Raw genomic sequence first — 14,285 nt, 5'->3', positions numbered from 1 at the left:
TAATTATTTAAAAAGATCATAAAATTTATTGAAAATAGTGCATAAAAATAATGATGTGCATCGGAAAGAATATTATTTAATTTCTTATGTTTTAACAAGATATGAAATTAATCTATTAATAAACGCAACATACGTCGTATAGGTTCTGCTGCACCCCATAATAATTGATCACCAACAGTAAAAGCAGAAAAATATTTTGATCCCATATTAAGTTTTCTTAAACGACCGATTGGCGTAAGTAATGTACCGGTTACTGCAGATGGAGTTAAATAAAGCTTTGTTTCATCAGGCTCATTAGGTATTACTTTGACCCATGGATTATGTGATGCTAAAATTTGTTCAATTTCTTTTAATGATACGTCTTTATTTAGTTTAATAGTAAATGCTTGACTATGACAACGTAATGTTCCAATACGAACACATAATCCATCAACTGGAATTATTGTTTTGTTAGAAAGAATTTTATTTGTTTCTGCTTGACCTTTCCATTCCTCTCGACTTTGACCATTATCTAATTTTTTATCTATCCAAGGAATTAAACTATTTGCCAAAGGTACACCAAAATTATCTACTGGTAAAGAACCAGATTTAACAAAATCACTTATTTTACGTTCAATGTCTAAAATTAGTGCTGCTGGATTATTTAAAGATTGTGATACATAATTGTAGATTAAACCCATTTGTATTAATAATTCTTTCATGTGACGAGCACCACTACCAGATGCAGCTTGATAAGTTGCTACTGATATCCAATCAATTAATTTTTGAGAAAACAAACCACCTAATGACATCAACATCAAACTTACAGTACAATTACCACCAACAAAAGTTTTAATACCACTATCTATACCTTGACAGATTATATTATAATTAACTGGATCAAGAGAGATGATTACATCATGATTCATACGTAATACAGAGGCAGCATCTATCCAATATCCTGTCCAACCCGTATTTTTTAATTTTGGATAAATTTTTCTAGTGTATTCACTGCCCTGACATGTAATAATAATATCTAAGTTTCTTAAGATTTTTATATCAAAAGCATCTTGAAGAATATTATTGTAGTAACCTCCAAAATTTGGAGCTAATTCTCCTTTTTGAGATGTAGAAAAAAAAATAGAATTAATAATACTAAAATCATTTTCTTCTATCATACGAGACATTAATACTGAGCCAACCATACCACGCCAACCAACAAAACCTACATTTTTCATATTATATCCATTTTTAAATTATTTAAATTACTAATTTCTTTTAAAATAAACACCAAAGTGTTAATTTTACTTAGCTATGTGTAATAATTAGATTTACGAAGAGATAGTACTTGATACATTGTATTAATTTCAACAAATAAAATTTATTTAAAAAAAGTGCTATAGGATATCAACTAATAATAAATTATATTCACAATCAAGGTGTATATTCAATGAATGAGATAATTTCTGTCACAATACTTTTGTTATTAATAATGGATCCATTAGGTAACTTACCTATTTTTATGTCAATTTTAAAATATATAGAACCCAAGCGAAGACAAATAATATTAATTCGTGAAATGATTATTTCTTTAATCATTATATTATTATTTTTGTTTTCTGGAGAAACAATCTTAAATTTTTTAAATTTACGTACAGAATCAGTATCAATTTCTGGTGGTGTTATTTTATTTTTAATAGCTATTAAAATGATTTTTCCGTCACCTGAAGATAATAATACAGGATTACCAGCTGGTGAAGAACCATTTTTAGTGCCTTTAGCTATTCCATTAGTTGCTGGTCCATCATTATTAGCCACTTTAATGATGTTAGCACATCAGTATTTTAATCAAATGCATATTATTATAATTTCTATATTAATAGCCTGGTTAATCACATTGATAATTTTATTACTTTCAGAATTGTTTTTACGTATCTTAGGAGAAAAAGGTGTTAATGCATTGGAACGTCTTATGGGATTAGTATTAGTTATGTTAGCAACACAGATGTTTTTAGATGGTATCAGAGTTTATTTGAAATTATAGATTTATCTATAATAAAATACAAACTTTGATATATCCATTAAGTTTTTTGTTGAAGTACATAATTAAACTATTATGAATATAAATTCAAAAATAGTTTGACTATTCTGAAATGATTTTTTTGAATTAGTTGCTAAACAGTTAGTAAATATGGTGTTTTATCAAAATTAAAGAAATTAATTACATATATTATATGTTTATGATTCAATGGCTACTCTAAGCTTTTTCATTGCATTTTTTTCCAACTGACGTACTCTTTCTGCTGATACACCATATTTATTAGCCAGTTCTTGAAGAGTTGTTTTATTATCCTCTTCAAGCCAACGAGTACGTATTATATATCTACTACGTTCATCTAAACTTTCTAAGGCATAACTTAATTTGTCTGCAGCATGTAATTCCCAATTATTTTCTTCAATATAATTAGCAAAATCAGAAGTTTTATCTTGTAAATAAAGTACTGGTGCCATTGATTTATCATCATTGTTTTCATCACTATTAAACAAATCAAAAGTCATATCCTGAGCTGCCATACGTGATTCCATTTCTCGTACATCCTTACTACTTACACCTAACTCACGTGCTACCATTTCTACTTCATCTTGATTGAACCATCCTAAATGTCTCTTGGTTTTACGAAGATTAAAAAATAGTTTTCTTTGTGCTTTAGTAGTAGCTACCTTTACAATACGCCAATTACGTAAAACATATTCATGAATTTCAGCTTTAATCCAATGCACAGCAAATGAAACAAGTCTAACACCAACTTCTGGATTAAATCTTCTTACAGCTTTCATTAAACCAATATTTCCTTCTTGGATTAAATCAGCTTGCGGTAATCCATAACCAGAATAATTACGAGCTATATGCACTACAAAACGTAAATGTGATAAAATTAATATCTTAGCTGATTTTAGATCACCATGATAATGTAATTGTTGGGCTAAATTTCTTTCTTCTTCTGCTGATAACATAGGGAGAATATTAGCAGCTTGGATATAAGAATCTAAATTACCTAATGGAGCTATATTTAAAACCGGTGTTTTTTTTATCATTAAAACTCCTTTTTGAACTAATGGAAAATAGGTATTGATTATTTAATATAAATATTTTTATAAAAATTATATAATAATTAATGACATATTGATCGTTTTACAGTTTTTTAATTATTTTAATGATAAAATCTTAAATAATAAACTGATATTGAGAATAATATGATAATATACAATACATTATAGTTGATAATAATAGAAATATTACAGGAAACGACAAGTTTCTAATTTTAGAGAAAACAAACTAAAATTAGAAAATTTTTGTTGCATAAATATATCAATTGATATGAAAATTTTACATAAATAAAATAGCTATCATTTATAATAGTGGATTATATCATCAGTAAAACAGTGAGTAAATCTGTAAATAAAATTTTATATCATTTTAAAGAAATATAATTTTAATTATAAATGTTTATTTGAAATTTTTACTCTAGTTTAAACTTAAGAAAATATTGCTTCAATAAATTCTCTAGACTTAAAAAGTCTAATATCTTCTACTGTTTCTCCTATACAAATAAATCTAATTGGTATATTTAATTGGTTAGCTATAGAGAATATCACACCACCTTTTGCAGTACCATCTAATTTTGTAATTGTAATTCCTGTTACATTAATATATTGATGAAATAATTTAGCTTGCGCAACAGCATTTTGACCAGTATTAGCATCTATAATTAACATTATTTCATGAGGTGCAGATATATCTAGCTTTTTTATTACACGAATAGTTTTTTGCAATTCTTCCATAAGTTGCAATTTGTTATGAAGACGTCCAGCAGTATCTGCAATTATGATATCTATTTCACGAGATTTAGCAGATTGTATAGCATCAAAAATTACAGAAGTAGAGTCAGCTCCGATATTTTGTGAAATTACCGAAATTTTATTTTTTTTACCCCAAAATTGTAATTGTTCAACAGCGGCTGCACGAAATGTATCTCCTGCTGCTAAAATAACTGATTTACCTAATTTACTATAATGGTAAGCTAATTTACCAATAGTAGTTGTTTTTCCAACGCCATTGACTCCTACTACTAATATAACAAAAGGTTTGTTTTTGTTTATTTTAAGTGAATTATCTGTTACTTCAAGCATACTAGTTAACTCAGTTTTTAATAAATTAAAAAGATCTTTTGAATCATATATACTTTTTAGATTTACTTGTTGAGATAATCTTTCAATAATTGTTTTAGTAGTTTCTATGCCAACATCTGCTATTAATAGTTGTTCTTCCAATTTTTCAAATAAATCATCATTTACTGATTTCCCATGAAATAATTTCATTAAATTCAATGTTAAATTTTGACGTGTTCTTATAAGGCTATGTTTTAAACGTGCAAATAATCCTTGTTTTTCTTTAGTATTATTTATTTTTATATTTTGATTTTTTTCGTTAATCTCTATAATTTTTTCTGGCTGTTTTGTCATTAAATTATCATTATTTATTTTTTTAGCAAACGATGTTTGTGTTTCTTTATCTTTTTTTAATCCTAACCAAGAAAAAAAAGAACTATTTTTTTTTACCATTATATTGAATATCTCCGATATTAATAACAAAAATATAATTTTTGTATTTCTTTTTCATTCATGTTGTCTTAACATTTTCAATTACATATTATCATAATAAATATCTCAATGAAAAAATTTTATAATAATTATCGTTCTGGTTATATTCGTATTATTGGAGGTCAATGGAAAAGACATAGATTACCTGTATTAAATAAAAATGAATTACGTCCTACTACAGATAGAATTAGGGAAACTTTATTTAATTGGCTAACTCCTGTAATTGAAAAATCTAATTGTCTGGATTGTTTTGCAGGTAGTGGATCACTTGGATTTGAAGCAATATCAAGATATGCAAATTATGTGATAATGCTAGAATTAAATTTTTCCATAGTAAAACAACTACAAAATAACCTTAATAGATTTAAGGTTATTAATAGTGAAATTATACAAACAGATACTTTGTTATGGCTAAAAAGAAAAGGTACACCATTCGATATAGTGTTTATTGATCCACCATTTAAGAATAATTTAATAAATAAAACTGTATATTTACTGAATAGAAATGGTTGGTTAAGTAGTTCTTCTCTTATATATATTGAAAACAAGATAAACGCTATAACAATAAACATACCAAAAAATTGGAGTTTATGTCATAAAAAAACTGCTGGAAAAGTAATGTATTCTTTGTATCAAATTAAATAAAACATTATTAACTAATATCTTAAAACAACATTAAACAAATCAAATAAAATTTTAAGCTTTAAACGCATTAAATAAACTAGCAGGTAATATCATTTTTTATATGAGTTGTTATTGTCATATTAAATTTGAACTAGCAAATATTATTATTTGATACATTTATATTTAAAAAACACGAAATTATTTGTAAATATAATAAACTATAAGTTTTGTAATATATTATTTTATAAATATTTTTTCAAAGCATCAATAATATTATTTAAATGGTTATAGTATACTATTTGAACATAGCCCTAAACATAGCACTAGTATAGCAGTAATTTATAAAAAATTATTTATTAAAGTGTTATAATTTTAATTTAATATATTATAAAACAATTCATATGAAATTTATTAAATTAATACATCGTCCAAGAAGACTACGTGCAAATGTTTTAATACGTCAAATATTTCAAGAAGTTAATCTTAGTCTAAATAAATTAGCTTATCCAATTTTCATAGAAGAAGATTTACATGACTATAAAGAAATATCAAGTATGCCGGGAATCATGCGAATTCCTGAAAAAAAATTAGCCTATGAAATAGAGCGTATAGCTAATGCAGGTATTAAAGTAGTACTATTGTTTGGTATCTCTCATAAGGTTGATGATATAGGAAGTGATACATGGAATGAAAAAGGTCTAATGTCGCGTATTATTCATATATGCAAAAACATCGTCCCAGAAATAATCTTAATATCTGATAATTGTTTCTGCCAATATACTACTCATGGACATTGTGGTGTAATACATAATGATAATATAGATAATGATAAAACATTAATAAATATGTGTAAACAAGCAGTAGTAGCAGCAGCAGCTGGAGTTGATTTTATTGCTCCATCAGCCTCTATGGATGGACAAGTGCAAAATATACGTAGATCTTTGGATTTATCTGGTTTTACTCAAACTGCTATTATTTCTTATTCTACTAAATTTTCATCTTCTTTTTATGGTCCTTTCCGTGAAGCAACTGGAATTAATTTTATAGGAGACCGGAATACCTATCAAATAAATCCAATGAACCGCAGAGAAGCAATTCGAGAATCTTTAATTGATGTTATCGAAGGTGCAGATGTACTCATGGTAAAACCAGCAGGTGCTTATCTAGATATTTTGCGTGATATACGTGAAAAAACAGAAATACCTTTGGCTGCATATCAAGTAAGTGGAGAATATTCTATGATTAAATTTGCCGCTCAGGCAGGTGCAATAGATGAATATAAAGCAATACTAGAAAGTTTAGGTGCAATTAAACGAGCTGGTGCCGATCTTATTTTTAGTTATTTTACTCTTGATCTAGCTGAAAAAAAAATTATTCAATGAAAATTGATTTTTATTGTTTGCAACATGATTAATGTTAATTATTTAAATGTTAAAATAATCTTGATATAATAATTTTATTGTTATTAATTAATATTTTATTAAAAATAGCATAATTTTTAATTATGTTACAATAAAAAATAATTCAATTATTTTTTATGCAAGTCAACTGAAATTATTTTTGATTTACGTTATTACATTAACTAATGTGAATTAAAATTCATTAAATGTTTTTATACTTAATTTTAAAAGTATCTAACTAAATAGTTATATTGATTTTATACACGTATTAAAAAATAATTTTATATATTAAATCTCTCTAAGGAGATAATAATGATTAAACTTGGCATATTAATGGATCCAATTTCTTCTATTAATATAAAAAAAGATACTACTTTTGCTATTTTATTAGAAGCAAAAAGACGTCATTATAAAATTTATTACATGGAAATAAATGATCTTTCTATACGTGAAAATACAGCTTATGCAAATGCTTGTTTATTAGATGTACAAAATAATAAAGAAAATTGGTATAAATTTGATAAAAAACAAAATATTAAACTTTCTGATCTTGACGTAATTATGATGCGTAAAGATCCACCATTTGATATGCAATATATTTATGCAACATATATCTTAGAATACGCTGAAAAATTGGGCACTGTAATTATAAATAAACCACAAAGTTTGAGAGATTGTAATGAAAAATTATATATATCATGGTTTAACGAATTCACTCCTAGTACTTTAGTGACTTGTAATAAAAAACAGTTACAACATTTTTGGAAGAAACATAATGATATAGTAGTAAAACCACTGGATAATATGGGTGGTAAATCTGTTTTTTATTTAAAAAATAATGATCTTAATTTTTCAGTGGTTATAGAAACGTTAACTAAAGATGGTAGTATATTTTGTACAGCACAAGAATATATTCCGGATATTAAATATGGCGATAAACGAGTTTTAGTAGTAGATGGAGAACCAATGCCTTATTGTTTAGTTAGAATGCCTAAACAAGGAGAACATAGAGCCAATCTTATAGCCGGTGGTCATAGTGAAATAAAACTCCTCAGTCAAAGTGATTTAAAAATTGCTAAAAAAATTGGTGTAGATTTAAAAAAGAGAGGTTTAATTTTTGTTGGATTAGATATTATTGGTAATAAACTTACAGAAATTAATGTAACTAGCCCCACTGGTGTTTGTCAAATTGAATCAGCCTTTCCAATTTCAATTACTTCCATATTGATGAATGCAATTGAAAAGCTCTTGTATTGATTATAGGAACTGTAATTTACAATTCAGCACTTGTATTAATATTGTACTAGATGAATTTTGGTATATTATGTAATAATGAATTTACAACATCATTTTTTAATTGCTATGCCTTCATTAAATGAGCCATTTTTTAAGCGTTCTGTTATATATATTTGTGAACATAATGAAAATGGGGCAATGGGATTAATTATCAATAAACCTATAAAAAACTTAACTATAGAAGATATACTTAAAAAATTAAAAATTTCTATAGATGATAGAGATCATAATATAAAAATTGATAAACCAGTTTTTAGCGGAGGTCCATTAGCTGAAGATAGAGGATTTATATTACATTCTGCACAGCGTATTTTTAATAACAGTATATATATCTCTGAGACTGTTGTTATTACAACATCAAAAGATGTATTAGAGATTATTGGTTCGCATTTACAACCAAGTGATATCTTAGTTTCACTTGGCTATTGTGCGTGGGAAAAAAATCAATTAGAAAATGAAATAATGACAAATTCTTGGTTAACTATGCCTGCAAGTAATATAATTTTATTTCAAACTCCAATATCTGAACGCTGGAGTAAAGCAGCTTTAAGCATTGGAGTGAACATAAATAATATTTCTAGTGACACAGGACATGCCTAAATTTTTGACAAAAATTATACTAGGATTTGATTTTGGTTCTAATAATATTGGTGTTGCAATTGGACAGTTAGTTACTGGTACAGCACATCCTATTGATACTATAAGGGTAAAGAATGGAATACCAAATTGGCTACAAATTGAAAAATTAATAAAGGAATGGCAACCAAGTTTACTTGTAGTTGGTTTACCATTAAATATGGATGGAACAGACCAATGTTTTACTGACTGTGCTAGAAAATTTGCTAATTATTTATGTGATAGATTTAATATTCAAATTTGTATGCAGGACGAACGTTTAAGTACAAAAGAAGCACGTTCAGAACTATTTAGATACGGAGGATATCGTAATTTAGTAAGAAGTTCAATTGATTCTAAATCTGCTGCAATTATTTTACAAGATTGGATAACTGCATATCTTTCAAAAGATATTTTAACATATAAATAAAATATTAAATTAAAAATTTAGCTATAATATTCATATACCAATATAGATTAGATAACATATATAGATTATATTGATATCTTGGTGTAAATTAAAAATACACTACTTAAATAGAAATTTAATCATTTCATTTTCTAAAAATTTACGATCGTTTTGATTAATTAAGTTAAGTTTATTTTCATTAATTAATGTAGTTTGTTTATTTATCCATTGTTGCCAAGCTTTTTTTGAAATTTCATTGTGAATACGTTTACCAATACTACCAGGATAAACTTGAAAATCTAACCCTTCAGATTGACATTGTAAGAAAGCACAAAAAACAGTACGACTCATTATAATTTTTATACCTTATTTGATAATGAATTGATATCAATATGATAATTTAAATAAATTAATAGTTAAAGTATTTTTTATGTAAAAAATACTTTTGTATCACATGTAATATTATTATAATATTAATCATTTTATACAAATTTTTATACTGAATGTTTTTATGATTGATAACATTTTTTCATTAAAAAATAAAAGCAGTAAAATTTATAATAATTCATTCTATCCTAGAATTCGTAGTTTTGTACATCGCAGAAAAAAATTAACTAATAATCAACAATTAGCACTGGATGATTACTGGGCGTCAATAGGTATTGAGTTTCAATCAAAATTAATAAATTTATCTGAATTATTTGGTTCTGATAAATTATTAGTTTTAGATATTGGATTCGGTATGGACAGTAATTTAGTTAATATGGCGAGAAATAATTCTGACCAAAATTTTTTAGGAGTAGAAACATATCTACCGGGTATTTGCAATTGTCTTATTGAAGCAAAAACAGCAGAAATTAAAAATTTACGTCTTATATATCACGATATAGTTGAAGTATTAGAAAAAATGATACCTGATAATTCAATACATAGATTGCAATTATTTTTTCCTGATCCATGGCCAAAAACTTGCCATCATAAACGTAGAATTGTAAATTTGCCATTTATTAATCTAGTAACACAAAAACTTAACTTATATGGTGCCTTATTTCATATAATAACAGATTGTGAAAAATATGCATTTTATATAATTAAAATTATAAATAATACAACTAATTACAAAAATAGATCTTTAAAAGATTATAATAAAAATGATAGTAGTCCAATTACTAAATTTGAAAAACGTGGACAAATTTTAGGAAATAAAATTTATGAGTTAATTTTTGAAAAAATAAAATGATTTAATCAATTTAAAAATAGATATTTCATTAATCTATAATAAATAATTCTAATAAATCATTAAGAAATAATTTACCTTTTTTACTTAATTGCCAATTTTCTTTTGTTTCAAATATATAGCCTTTTTCTATTGCTATATCCATGTGTGCACGAATAAAATTTTCTTTTAAGCCAGTTGAGAATTCAAATTCTTTACGACATACAGCTGATGTCAAACGAAATCTATTAATAAAATATTCAAAGGGTTTATCATTTTCAGAAATAAAATATTTTCTACTAAGATATAACCCTTTCATAAATTTTTTAGGATGACGGTTTTTTATAGTACGTAAAGTTTGACCATCTGGTTGAGTTATTTTTCCATGTGCACCGCAACCAATACCAATATAATCTCCGAAATACCAATAATTAAGATTATGTTTGCAAAAATAATTTGGCTTAGAATAATTTGAAATTTCATATTGCTGATAGCCAGCTTTTCTTAACAAAGAATGTCCTTTTTGAAATATACTCAATAATATTTTTTCATTAGGTAAATCAATACATTGAGAACTGAAAAATGTATTAGGTTCAATAGTCAGTTGATACCAAGATATATGTGAAGGGTTTAATGAGATAGTTTGGTATAAATCATTTATAGCTTCTTTAATAGATTGATTTGGTAAACCATACATTAAATCAATATTAAAATTATTTAATTCAAATTTTTTAACTAATTCTATTGTATTTTTTATGTCTTTTGGATTATGAATACGTCCTAAAGATTTTAAATGATTTATATTAAAACTTTGTGCACCAATTGAAATTCGATTAATTCCAACATTTTTGTAAAAAGATAATATATTATCATTAGTGATACCTGGATTTATTTCTATAGTAATTTCTATATTTTCTGAAAAATTTAAAATTTTTCTAATACCATTAATTAAAATATCCATTGAATTTATATCAATTAAATTTGGTGTTCCTCCTCCAATAAAAATGGTATATATTTCTCTATTACTAATTAAATAAAAATCATTTTTAAGATCCAACAACAAATGATTTATATAATCAATATAAGATACCTGTTTTGTTAATTCATGAGAATTAAAGTCACAATAGTAACACTTTTTTATACACCAAGGAATATGGATATAAAGGCTTAATGGAGGTAAATAATACATTTATCTGAATAATATAATATATAAAAAATATTAATAATATTTTTTATCTTTATTTAAGATTATTTCTAATACCAAATATTGCAGTACCAATACGTAACATTGTACTTCCTGCAACAATCGCTGCTTCTATATCATTGCTCATACCTAATGAAATAGTATCAATATGATTAAAATGTAATTTAAGATATTTAAATATTTGCACCATTCTTTTATATTCATTTAATTGTTTATTGTAATCATTTTCTATTTTAGGAATAGCCATTAATCCACGTAATTTTAAATTAGGTAAAGATATGATTTGTTTTGCCATATCAAAAACATCATTTATTATTATTCCAGATTTTTTATCTTCATTACTAATATTAACTTGAATTAATACATTTAATGGAGGTAGTGATATCGGTCTTTGTTTGTTTAATCTCTGTGCAATATGAATTCTATCAATCGTTTGACACCAAGAGAAATTTTCTGCTACTAAACGACTTTTATTAGACTGCAATGGACCAATAAAATGCCATTCCAAATTGGGATGTGAGATTTTTAACATTTTAATTTTTTCGATACTTTCTTGTACATAGTTTTCTCCAAACCTAATTTGTCCGAAGGATTTAGCTTCTAAAATGTCATTTATAGATTTATTTTTACTTACTGCTAGTATTTTAATTTCTTTAGGATTACGATTATGTAATAAAGATATATTGTATATTTTTTTTATTATTTTTTCTAAATTATATTGAATCGATATCATAAAATTAAATTTTTTGTTCCTTTAAAAATGCAATAAGATCTTTTTTTAGTTGATCTTGATGTGTAAATATAAATCCATGTGGACCGTTTTTATACAATTTTAATTTTGAATTTGATATAAGTTTATGTGTCAATTCACTTGTAAATTGATATGGTAAAATTTGATCATTAATTCCGTGAATAATTAATGTAGGAATATTAATTTTAGTCAAATCATCATAAAAATTAGTTTCAGAAAATGATGTTACACAATCAATAGTAGCTTTTATAGAAGCTAATAAGGCAATATTTAGTGTTTGATTAATTATTTCATCTGATACCATATGACCATAAAATGTTTTTATAAACTCTTTAAGGAACTGCGGTCTATCTTTTAACAATTCTAATTTTATACTATCGAATACAGATTTTTCAACACCATTAGGATTATTTTTGGTTTTACTAACCATAGGTGTTACAGAACTTAATAAAACAAGTTTTTTTATTTTATCTGTGCCATATTTACTAATATAACGTGATACATCACCTCCTCCCATAGAAAAACCAACTAAAGTAACGTTTTGTAATTTTAGATATTGAATTAAACAATGAATATCATCAGAAAAATTATCATAATTATAACTTACCCATGGTTGTTCTGAACGACCAAAACCGCGACGATCAAAAGCAATGACACGATAACCATTGTTAGCTAGGAAATACATTTGGATATCCCACATGTCAGCATTTAAAGGCCAACCATGACTGAATATAATTGGTTCTCCGTTTCCCCAATCTTTATAATAAAGATTAAGATTATCTTTACTTTTAAATATGCTCATTATTTAATGATCTCTTATTTTTGATAAATTTATAATAATATATATTTATATTTTATAATATTAATATCTATTAAATATAATATATCAAATATTATTATTTTTTGATATCCTAATATTTTATTAAATAAAATTTCTAGAGTATATTCTGTATTATCTTCAAGTTAGTTTTGCAAAGCGTCCATATTATAACATGATTAAATCATAATTGATCTATGATACTGATATTTGTATTAAATTATTTTTATTGTTGCTTTCAAACGATTATTGAAACGAAATATATAAAAATTTTTCAGGAAAGATTTTTGATATTTAAGTAAAATTTATATTTTTACTTTTACAACATAAAAATCCCAGTCAAATAAATCAAAAACAATTAAAATATCTTTTAATTTGCAAAAGTATAAATTTAACTATAAATAACTGATATGTAATTTATCTCATATTCAGAAAATTTATTATAATATGTAATTTGTTTTTTTAATTAACTAAATTATCTTATTAAGTTGTTTATTTATATATTATGTCAGATTATATTCACAATGTTTTAAAAGATTTACAGTTTTTCATATTTCTCTCTAGCTTTCACTTCTTCATTCAATTTATTCAATTTATTCAGCATTAAATTATGACATAATTTAGATATTTCGCGGATTGATAAGTGTTGATATGTTTTTAAGTTTATAGGAGAAAGCATTTCAATAATTACTAAACCATTTTTCAATCTATTTAAATTTATTTTGTCATGAGTATTTGAAAAAACAACAGGAATAATAGGTACACCCGCCATTACCGCAGCTTGAAAAGCCCCAGATTTAAAAGGTAATAATCCTCGTCCTTGGCTACGAGTTCCTTCTGGAAAAATCCAAAAAGAAATACGTTTTTTTTTAAGTTGATCAACTATTTGCATTATAGTGTTATAAGCTTTAATTTTATTACTGCGATCAATCAATATATTGCCGGTAATCCAATAAAATAAACCAAAAAATGGAACCCAAAATAAGCTTTTTTTACCTATTGTAACAGTGTTATTTGGTATAACTTTAGCGACAATGATCATATCATAGTTGTTCTGGTGATTTGCTATATAAATGGCATTACCCAAATAATTTTCAGTAAATTTAGATTTTCTTACTTCGATTTTAATGCCAAATAATGATGATAATTTTCCAAGCATATGTCCAAATTTAGCTGCATAATGTGGGTTTCTAGGAGAAAATGAACACCAAACAACACCGATTATAAAAATTATCAATGCATAAATAACAAAAAAAATAATACGTAATATTAGCAACATATATATCTCTTTATTATAATTGTAGACATATTT

The 14,285-nt window shown here is 25.2% G+C and carries 14 protein-coding genes and 1 pseudogene; 7 read left to right on the top strand and 8 right to left on the bottom strand.

Going from position 1 to position 14,285, the window contains the following annotated elements; genetic code table 11:
• Positions 1-107: 107 nt before the first annotated feature.
• Positions 108-1,217 carry an aspartate-semialdehyde dehydrogenase gene (gene asd, locus CRV12_RS02625; protein ID WP_136131090.1) on the bottom strand — a complete coding sequence of 370 codons (1,110 nt, stop codon included), beginning with the start codon at positions 1,215-1,217 and terminating at the stop codon, positions 108-110.
• Between the two features lie 212 nt (positions 1,218-1,429).
• Between asd and CRV12_RS02620 the strand changes: the two genes are divergently transcribed.
• A complete protein-coding gene (locus CRV12_RS02620; RefSeq protein ID WP_136131089.1) occupies positions 1,430-2,023 on the top strand; it encodes a YhgN family NAAT transporter in 594 nt (197 codons plus the stop codon).
• Positions 2,024-2,217: 194 nt separating this feature from the next.
• Here the strand turns inward: CRV12_RS02620 and rpoH are convergent, their stop codons facing one another.
• Together rpoH and ftsY are read right to left on the bottom strand one after the other, a co-directional pair.
• Complete coding sequence (gene rpoH / locus CRV12_RS02615; protein ID WP_136131088.1) at positions 2,218-3,075, bottom strand: RNA polymerase sigma factor RpoH; 858 nt, start codon at positions 3,073-3,075, stop codon at positions 2,218-2,220.
• Between the two features lie 441 nt (positions 3,076-3,516).
• A pseudogene (gene ftsY, locus CRV12_RS02610) lies at positions 3,517-4,428 on the bottom strand (signal recognition particle-docking protein FtsY); the annotation flags it as partial.
• A 282-nt stretch (positions 4,429-4,710) separates the two neighbouring features.
• On the opposite strand from ftsY, the gene rsmD reads away from it, so the two are divergent.
• From rsmD to ruvX, 5 genes are all read left to right on the top strand, one after another.
• Positions 4,711-5,286 carry a 16S rRNA (guanine(966)-N(2))-methyltransferase RsmD gene (rsmD, locus tag CRV12_RS02605; protein ID WP_136131086.1) on the top strand — a complete coding sequence of 192 codons (576 nt, stop codon included), beginning with the start codon at positions 4,711-4,713 and terminating at the stop codon, positions 5,284-5,286.
• Between the two features lie 380 nt (positions 5,287-5,666).
• Positions 5,667-6,647 (top strand): porphobilinogen synthase, encoded by a 981-nt coding sequence (hemB, locus tag CRV12_RS02600; RefSeq protein WP_136131085.1) that lies wholly within the window; start codon positions 5,667-5,669, stop codon positions 6,645-6,647.
• 330 nt (positions 6,648-6,977) lie between these two features.
• A complete protein-coding gene (gshB, locus tag CRV12_RS02595; protein ID WP_136131084.1) occupies positions 6,978-7,922 on the top strand; it encodes a glutathione synthase in 945 nt (314 codons plus the stop codon).
• A 75-nt stretch (positions 7,923-7,997) separates the two neighbouring features.
• On the top strand, positions 7,998-8,561 hold the full coding sequence (locus tag CRV12_RS02590) for a YqgE/AlgH family protein (RefSeq protein WP_136131083.1): 564 nt from the start codon (positions 7,998-8,000) through the stop codon (positions 8,559-8,561).
• On the top strand, positions 8,554-9,006 hold the full coding sequence (gene ruvX / locus CRV12_RS02585) for a Holliday junction resolvase RuvX (protein ID WP_136131082.1): 453 nt from the start codon (positions 8,554-8,556) through the stop codon (positions 9,004-9,006). The genes CRV12_RS02590 and ruvX overlap by 8 nt, the downstream gene beginning before the upstream one ends.
• A gap of 99 nt (positions 9,007-9,105) precedes the next feature.
• Here the strand turns inward: ruvX and CRV12_RS02580 are convergent, their stop codons facing one another.
• Positions 9,106-9,336 carry an oxidative damage protection protein gene (locus CRV12_RS02580; RefSeq protein ID WP_136131081.1) on the bottom strand — a complete coding sequence of 77 codons (231 nt, stop codon included), beginning with the start codon at positions 9,334-9,336 and terminating at the stop codon, positions 9,106-9,108.
• A 160-nt stretch (positions 9,337-9,496) separates the two neighbouring features.
• On the opposite strand from CRV12_RS02580, the gene trmB reads away from it, so the two are divergent.
• A complete protein-coding gene (gene trmB / locus CRV12_RS02575; protein ID WP_136131080.1) occupies positions 9,497-10,225 on the top strand; it encodes a tRNA (guanosine(46)-N7)-methyltransferase TrmB in 729 nt (242 codons plus the stop codon).
• Positions 10,226-10,253: 28 nt separating this feature from the next.
• Here the strand turns inward: trmB and hemW are convergent, their stop codons facing one another.
• From hemW to CRV12_RS02555, 4 genes are all read right to left on the bottom strand, one after another.
• A complete protein-coding gene (hemW, locus tag CRV12_RS02570; RefSeq protein ID WP_136131079.1) occupies positions 10,254-11,390 on the bottom strand; it encodes a radical SAM family heme chaperone HemW in 1,137 nt (378 codons plus the stop codon).
• 49 nt (positions 11,391-11,439) lie between these two features.
• On the bottom strand, positions 11,440-12,138 hold the full coding sequence (locus CRV12_RS02565) for a YggS family pyridoxal phosphate-dependent enzyme (RefSeq protein ID WP_136131078.1): 699 nt from the start codon (positions 12,136-12,138) through the stop codon (positions 11,440-11,442).
• A 4-nt stretch (positions 12,139-12,142) separates the two neighbouring features.
• Positions 12,143-12,958 carry an alpha/beta fold hydrolase gene (locus CRV12_RS02560; RefSeq protein ID WP_136131077.1) on the bottom strand — a complete coding sequence of 272 codons (816 nt, stop codon included), beginning with the start codon at positions 12,956-12,958 and terminating at the stop codon, positions 12,143-12,145.
• Between the two features lie 553 nt (positions 12,959-13,511).
• On the bottom strand, positions 13,512-14,252 hold the full coding sequence (locus CRV12_RS02555) for a 1-acylglycerol-3-phosphate O-acyltransferase (RefSeq protein ID WP_136131076.1): 741 nt from the start codon (positions 14,250-14,252) through the stop codon (positions 13,512-13,514).
• Positions 14,253-14,285 lie beyond the last annotated feature (33 nt).

Source organism: Candidatus Pantoea edessiphila, from assembly GCF_002933315.1.
In the GTDB taxonomy this organism is placed as follows: domain Bacteria; phylum Pseudomonadota; class Gammaproteobacteria; order Enterobacterales; family Enterobacteriaceae; genus Pantoea_C.
This window is presented reverse-complemented; position numbering and strand designations above follow the sequence as displayed.

Coding starts and splice junctions, on each gene's coding strand:
- gshB (WP_136131084.1), top strand. CDS start 6,978: ATGATTAAACTTGGCATATTAATGGATCCAATTTCTTCTATTAATATA.
- CRV12_RS02565 (WP_136131078.1), bottom strand. CDS start 12,138: ATGATATCGATTCAATATAATTTAGAAAAAATAATAAAAAAAATATAC.
- rpoH (WP_136131088.1), bottom strand. CDS start 3,075: ATGATAAAAAAAACACCGGTTTTAAATATAGCTCCATTAGGTAATTTA.
- rsmD (WP_136131086.1), top strand. CDS start 4,711: ATGAAAAAATTTTATAATAATTATCGTTCTGGTTATATTCGTATTATT.
- ruvX (WP_136131082.1), top strand. CDS start 8,554: ATGCCTAAATTTTTGACAAAAATTATACTAGGATTTGATTTTGGTTCT.
- CRV12_RS02620 (WP_136131089.1), top strand. CDS start 1,430: ATGAATGAGATAATTTCTGTCACAATACTTTTGTTATTAATAATGGAT.
- CRV12_RS02555 (WP_136131076.1), bottom strand. CDS start 14,252: ATGTTGCTAATATTACGTATTATTTTTTTTGTTATTTATGCATTGATA.
- CRV12_RS02580 (WP_136131081.1), bottom strand. CDS start 9,336: ATGAGTCGTACTGTTTTTTGTGCTTTCTTACAATGTCAATCTGAAGGG.
- hemB (WP_136131085.1), top strand. CDS start 5,667: ATGAAATTTATTAAATTAATACATCGTCCAAGAAGACTACGTGCAAAT.
- hemW (WP_136131079.1), bottom strand. CDS start 11,390: ATGTATTATTTACCTCCATTAAGCCTTTATATCCATATTCCTTGGTGT.
- asd (WP_136131090.1), bottom strand. CDS start 1,217: ATGAAAAATGTAGGTTTTGTTGGTTGGCGTGGTATGGTTGGCTCAGTA.
- trmB (WP_136131080.1), top strand. CDS start 9,497: ATGATTGATAACATTTTTTCATTAAAAAATAAAAGCAGTAAAATTTAT.
- CRV12_RS02590 (WP_136131083.1), top strand. CDS start 7,998: ATGAATTTACAACATCATTTTTTAATTGCTATGCCTTCATTAAATGAG.
- CRV12_RS02560 (WP_136131077.1), bottom strand. CDS start 12,958: ATGAGCATATTTAAAAGTAAAGATAATCTTAATCTTTATTATAAAGAT.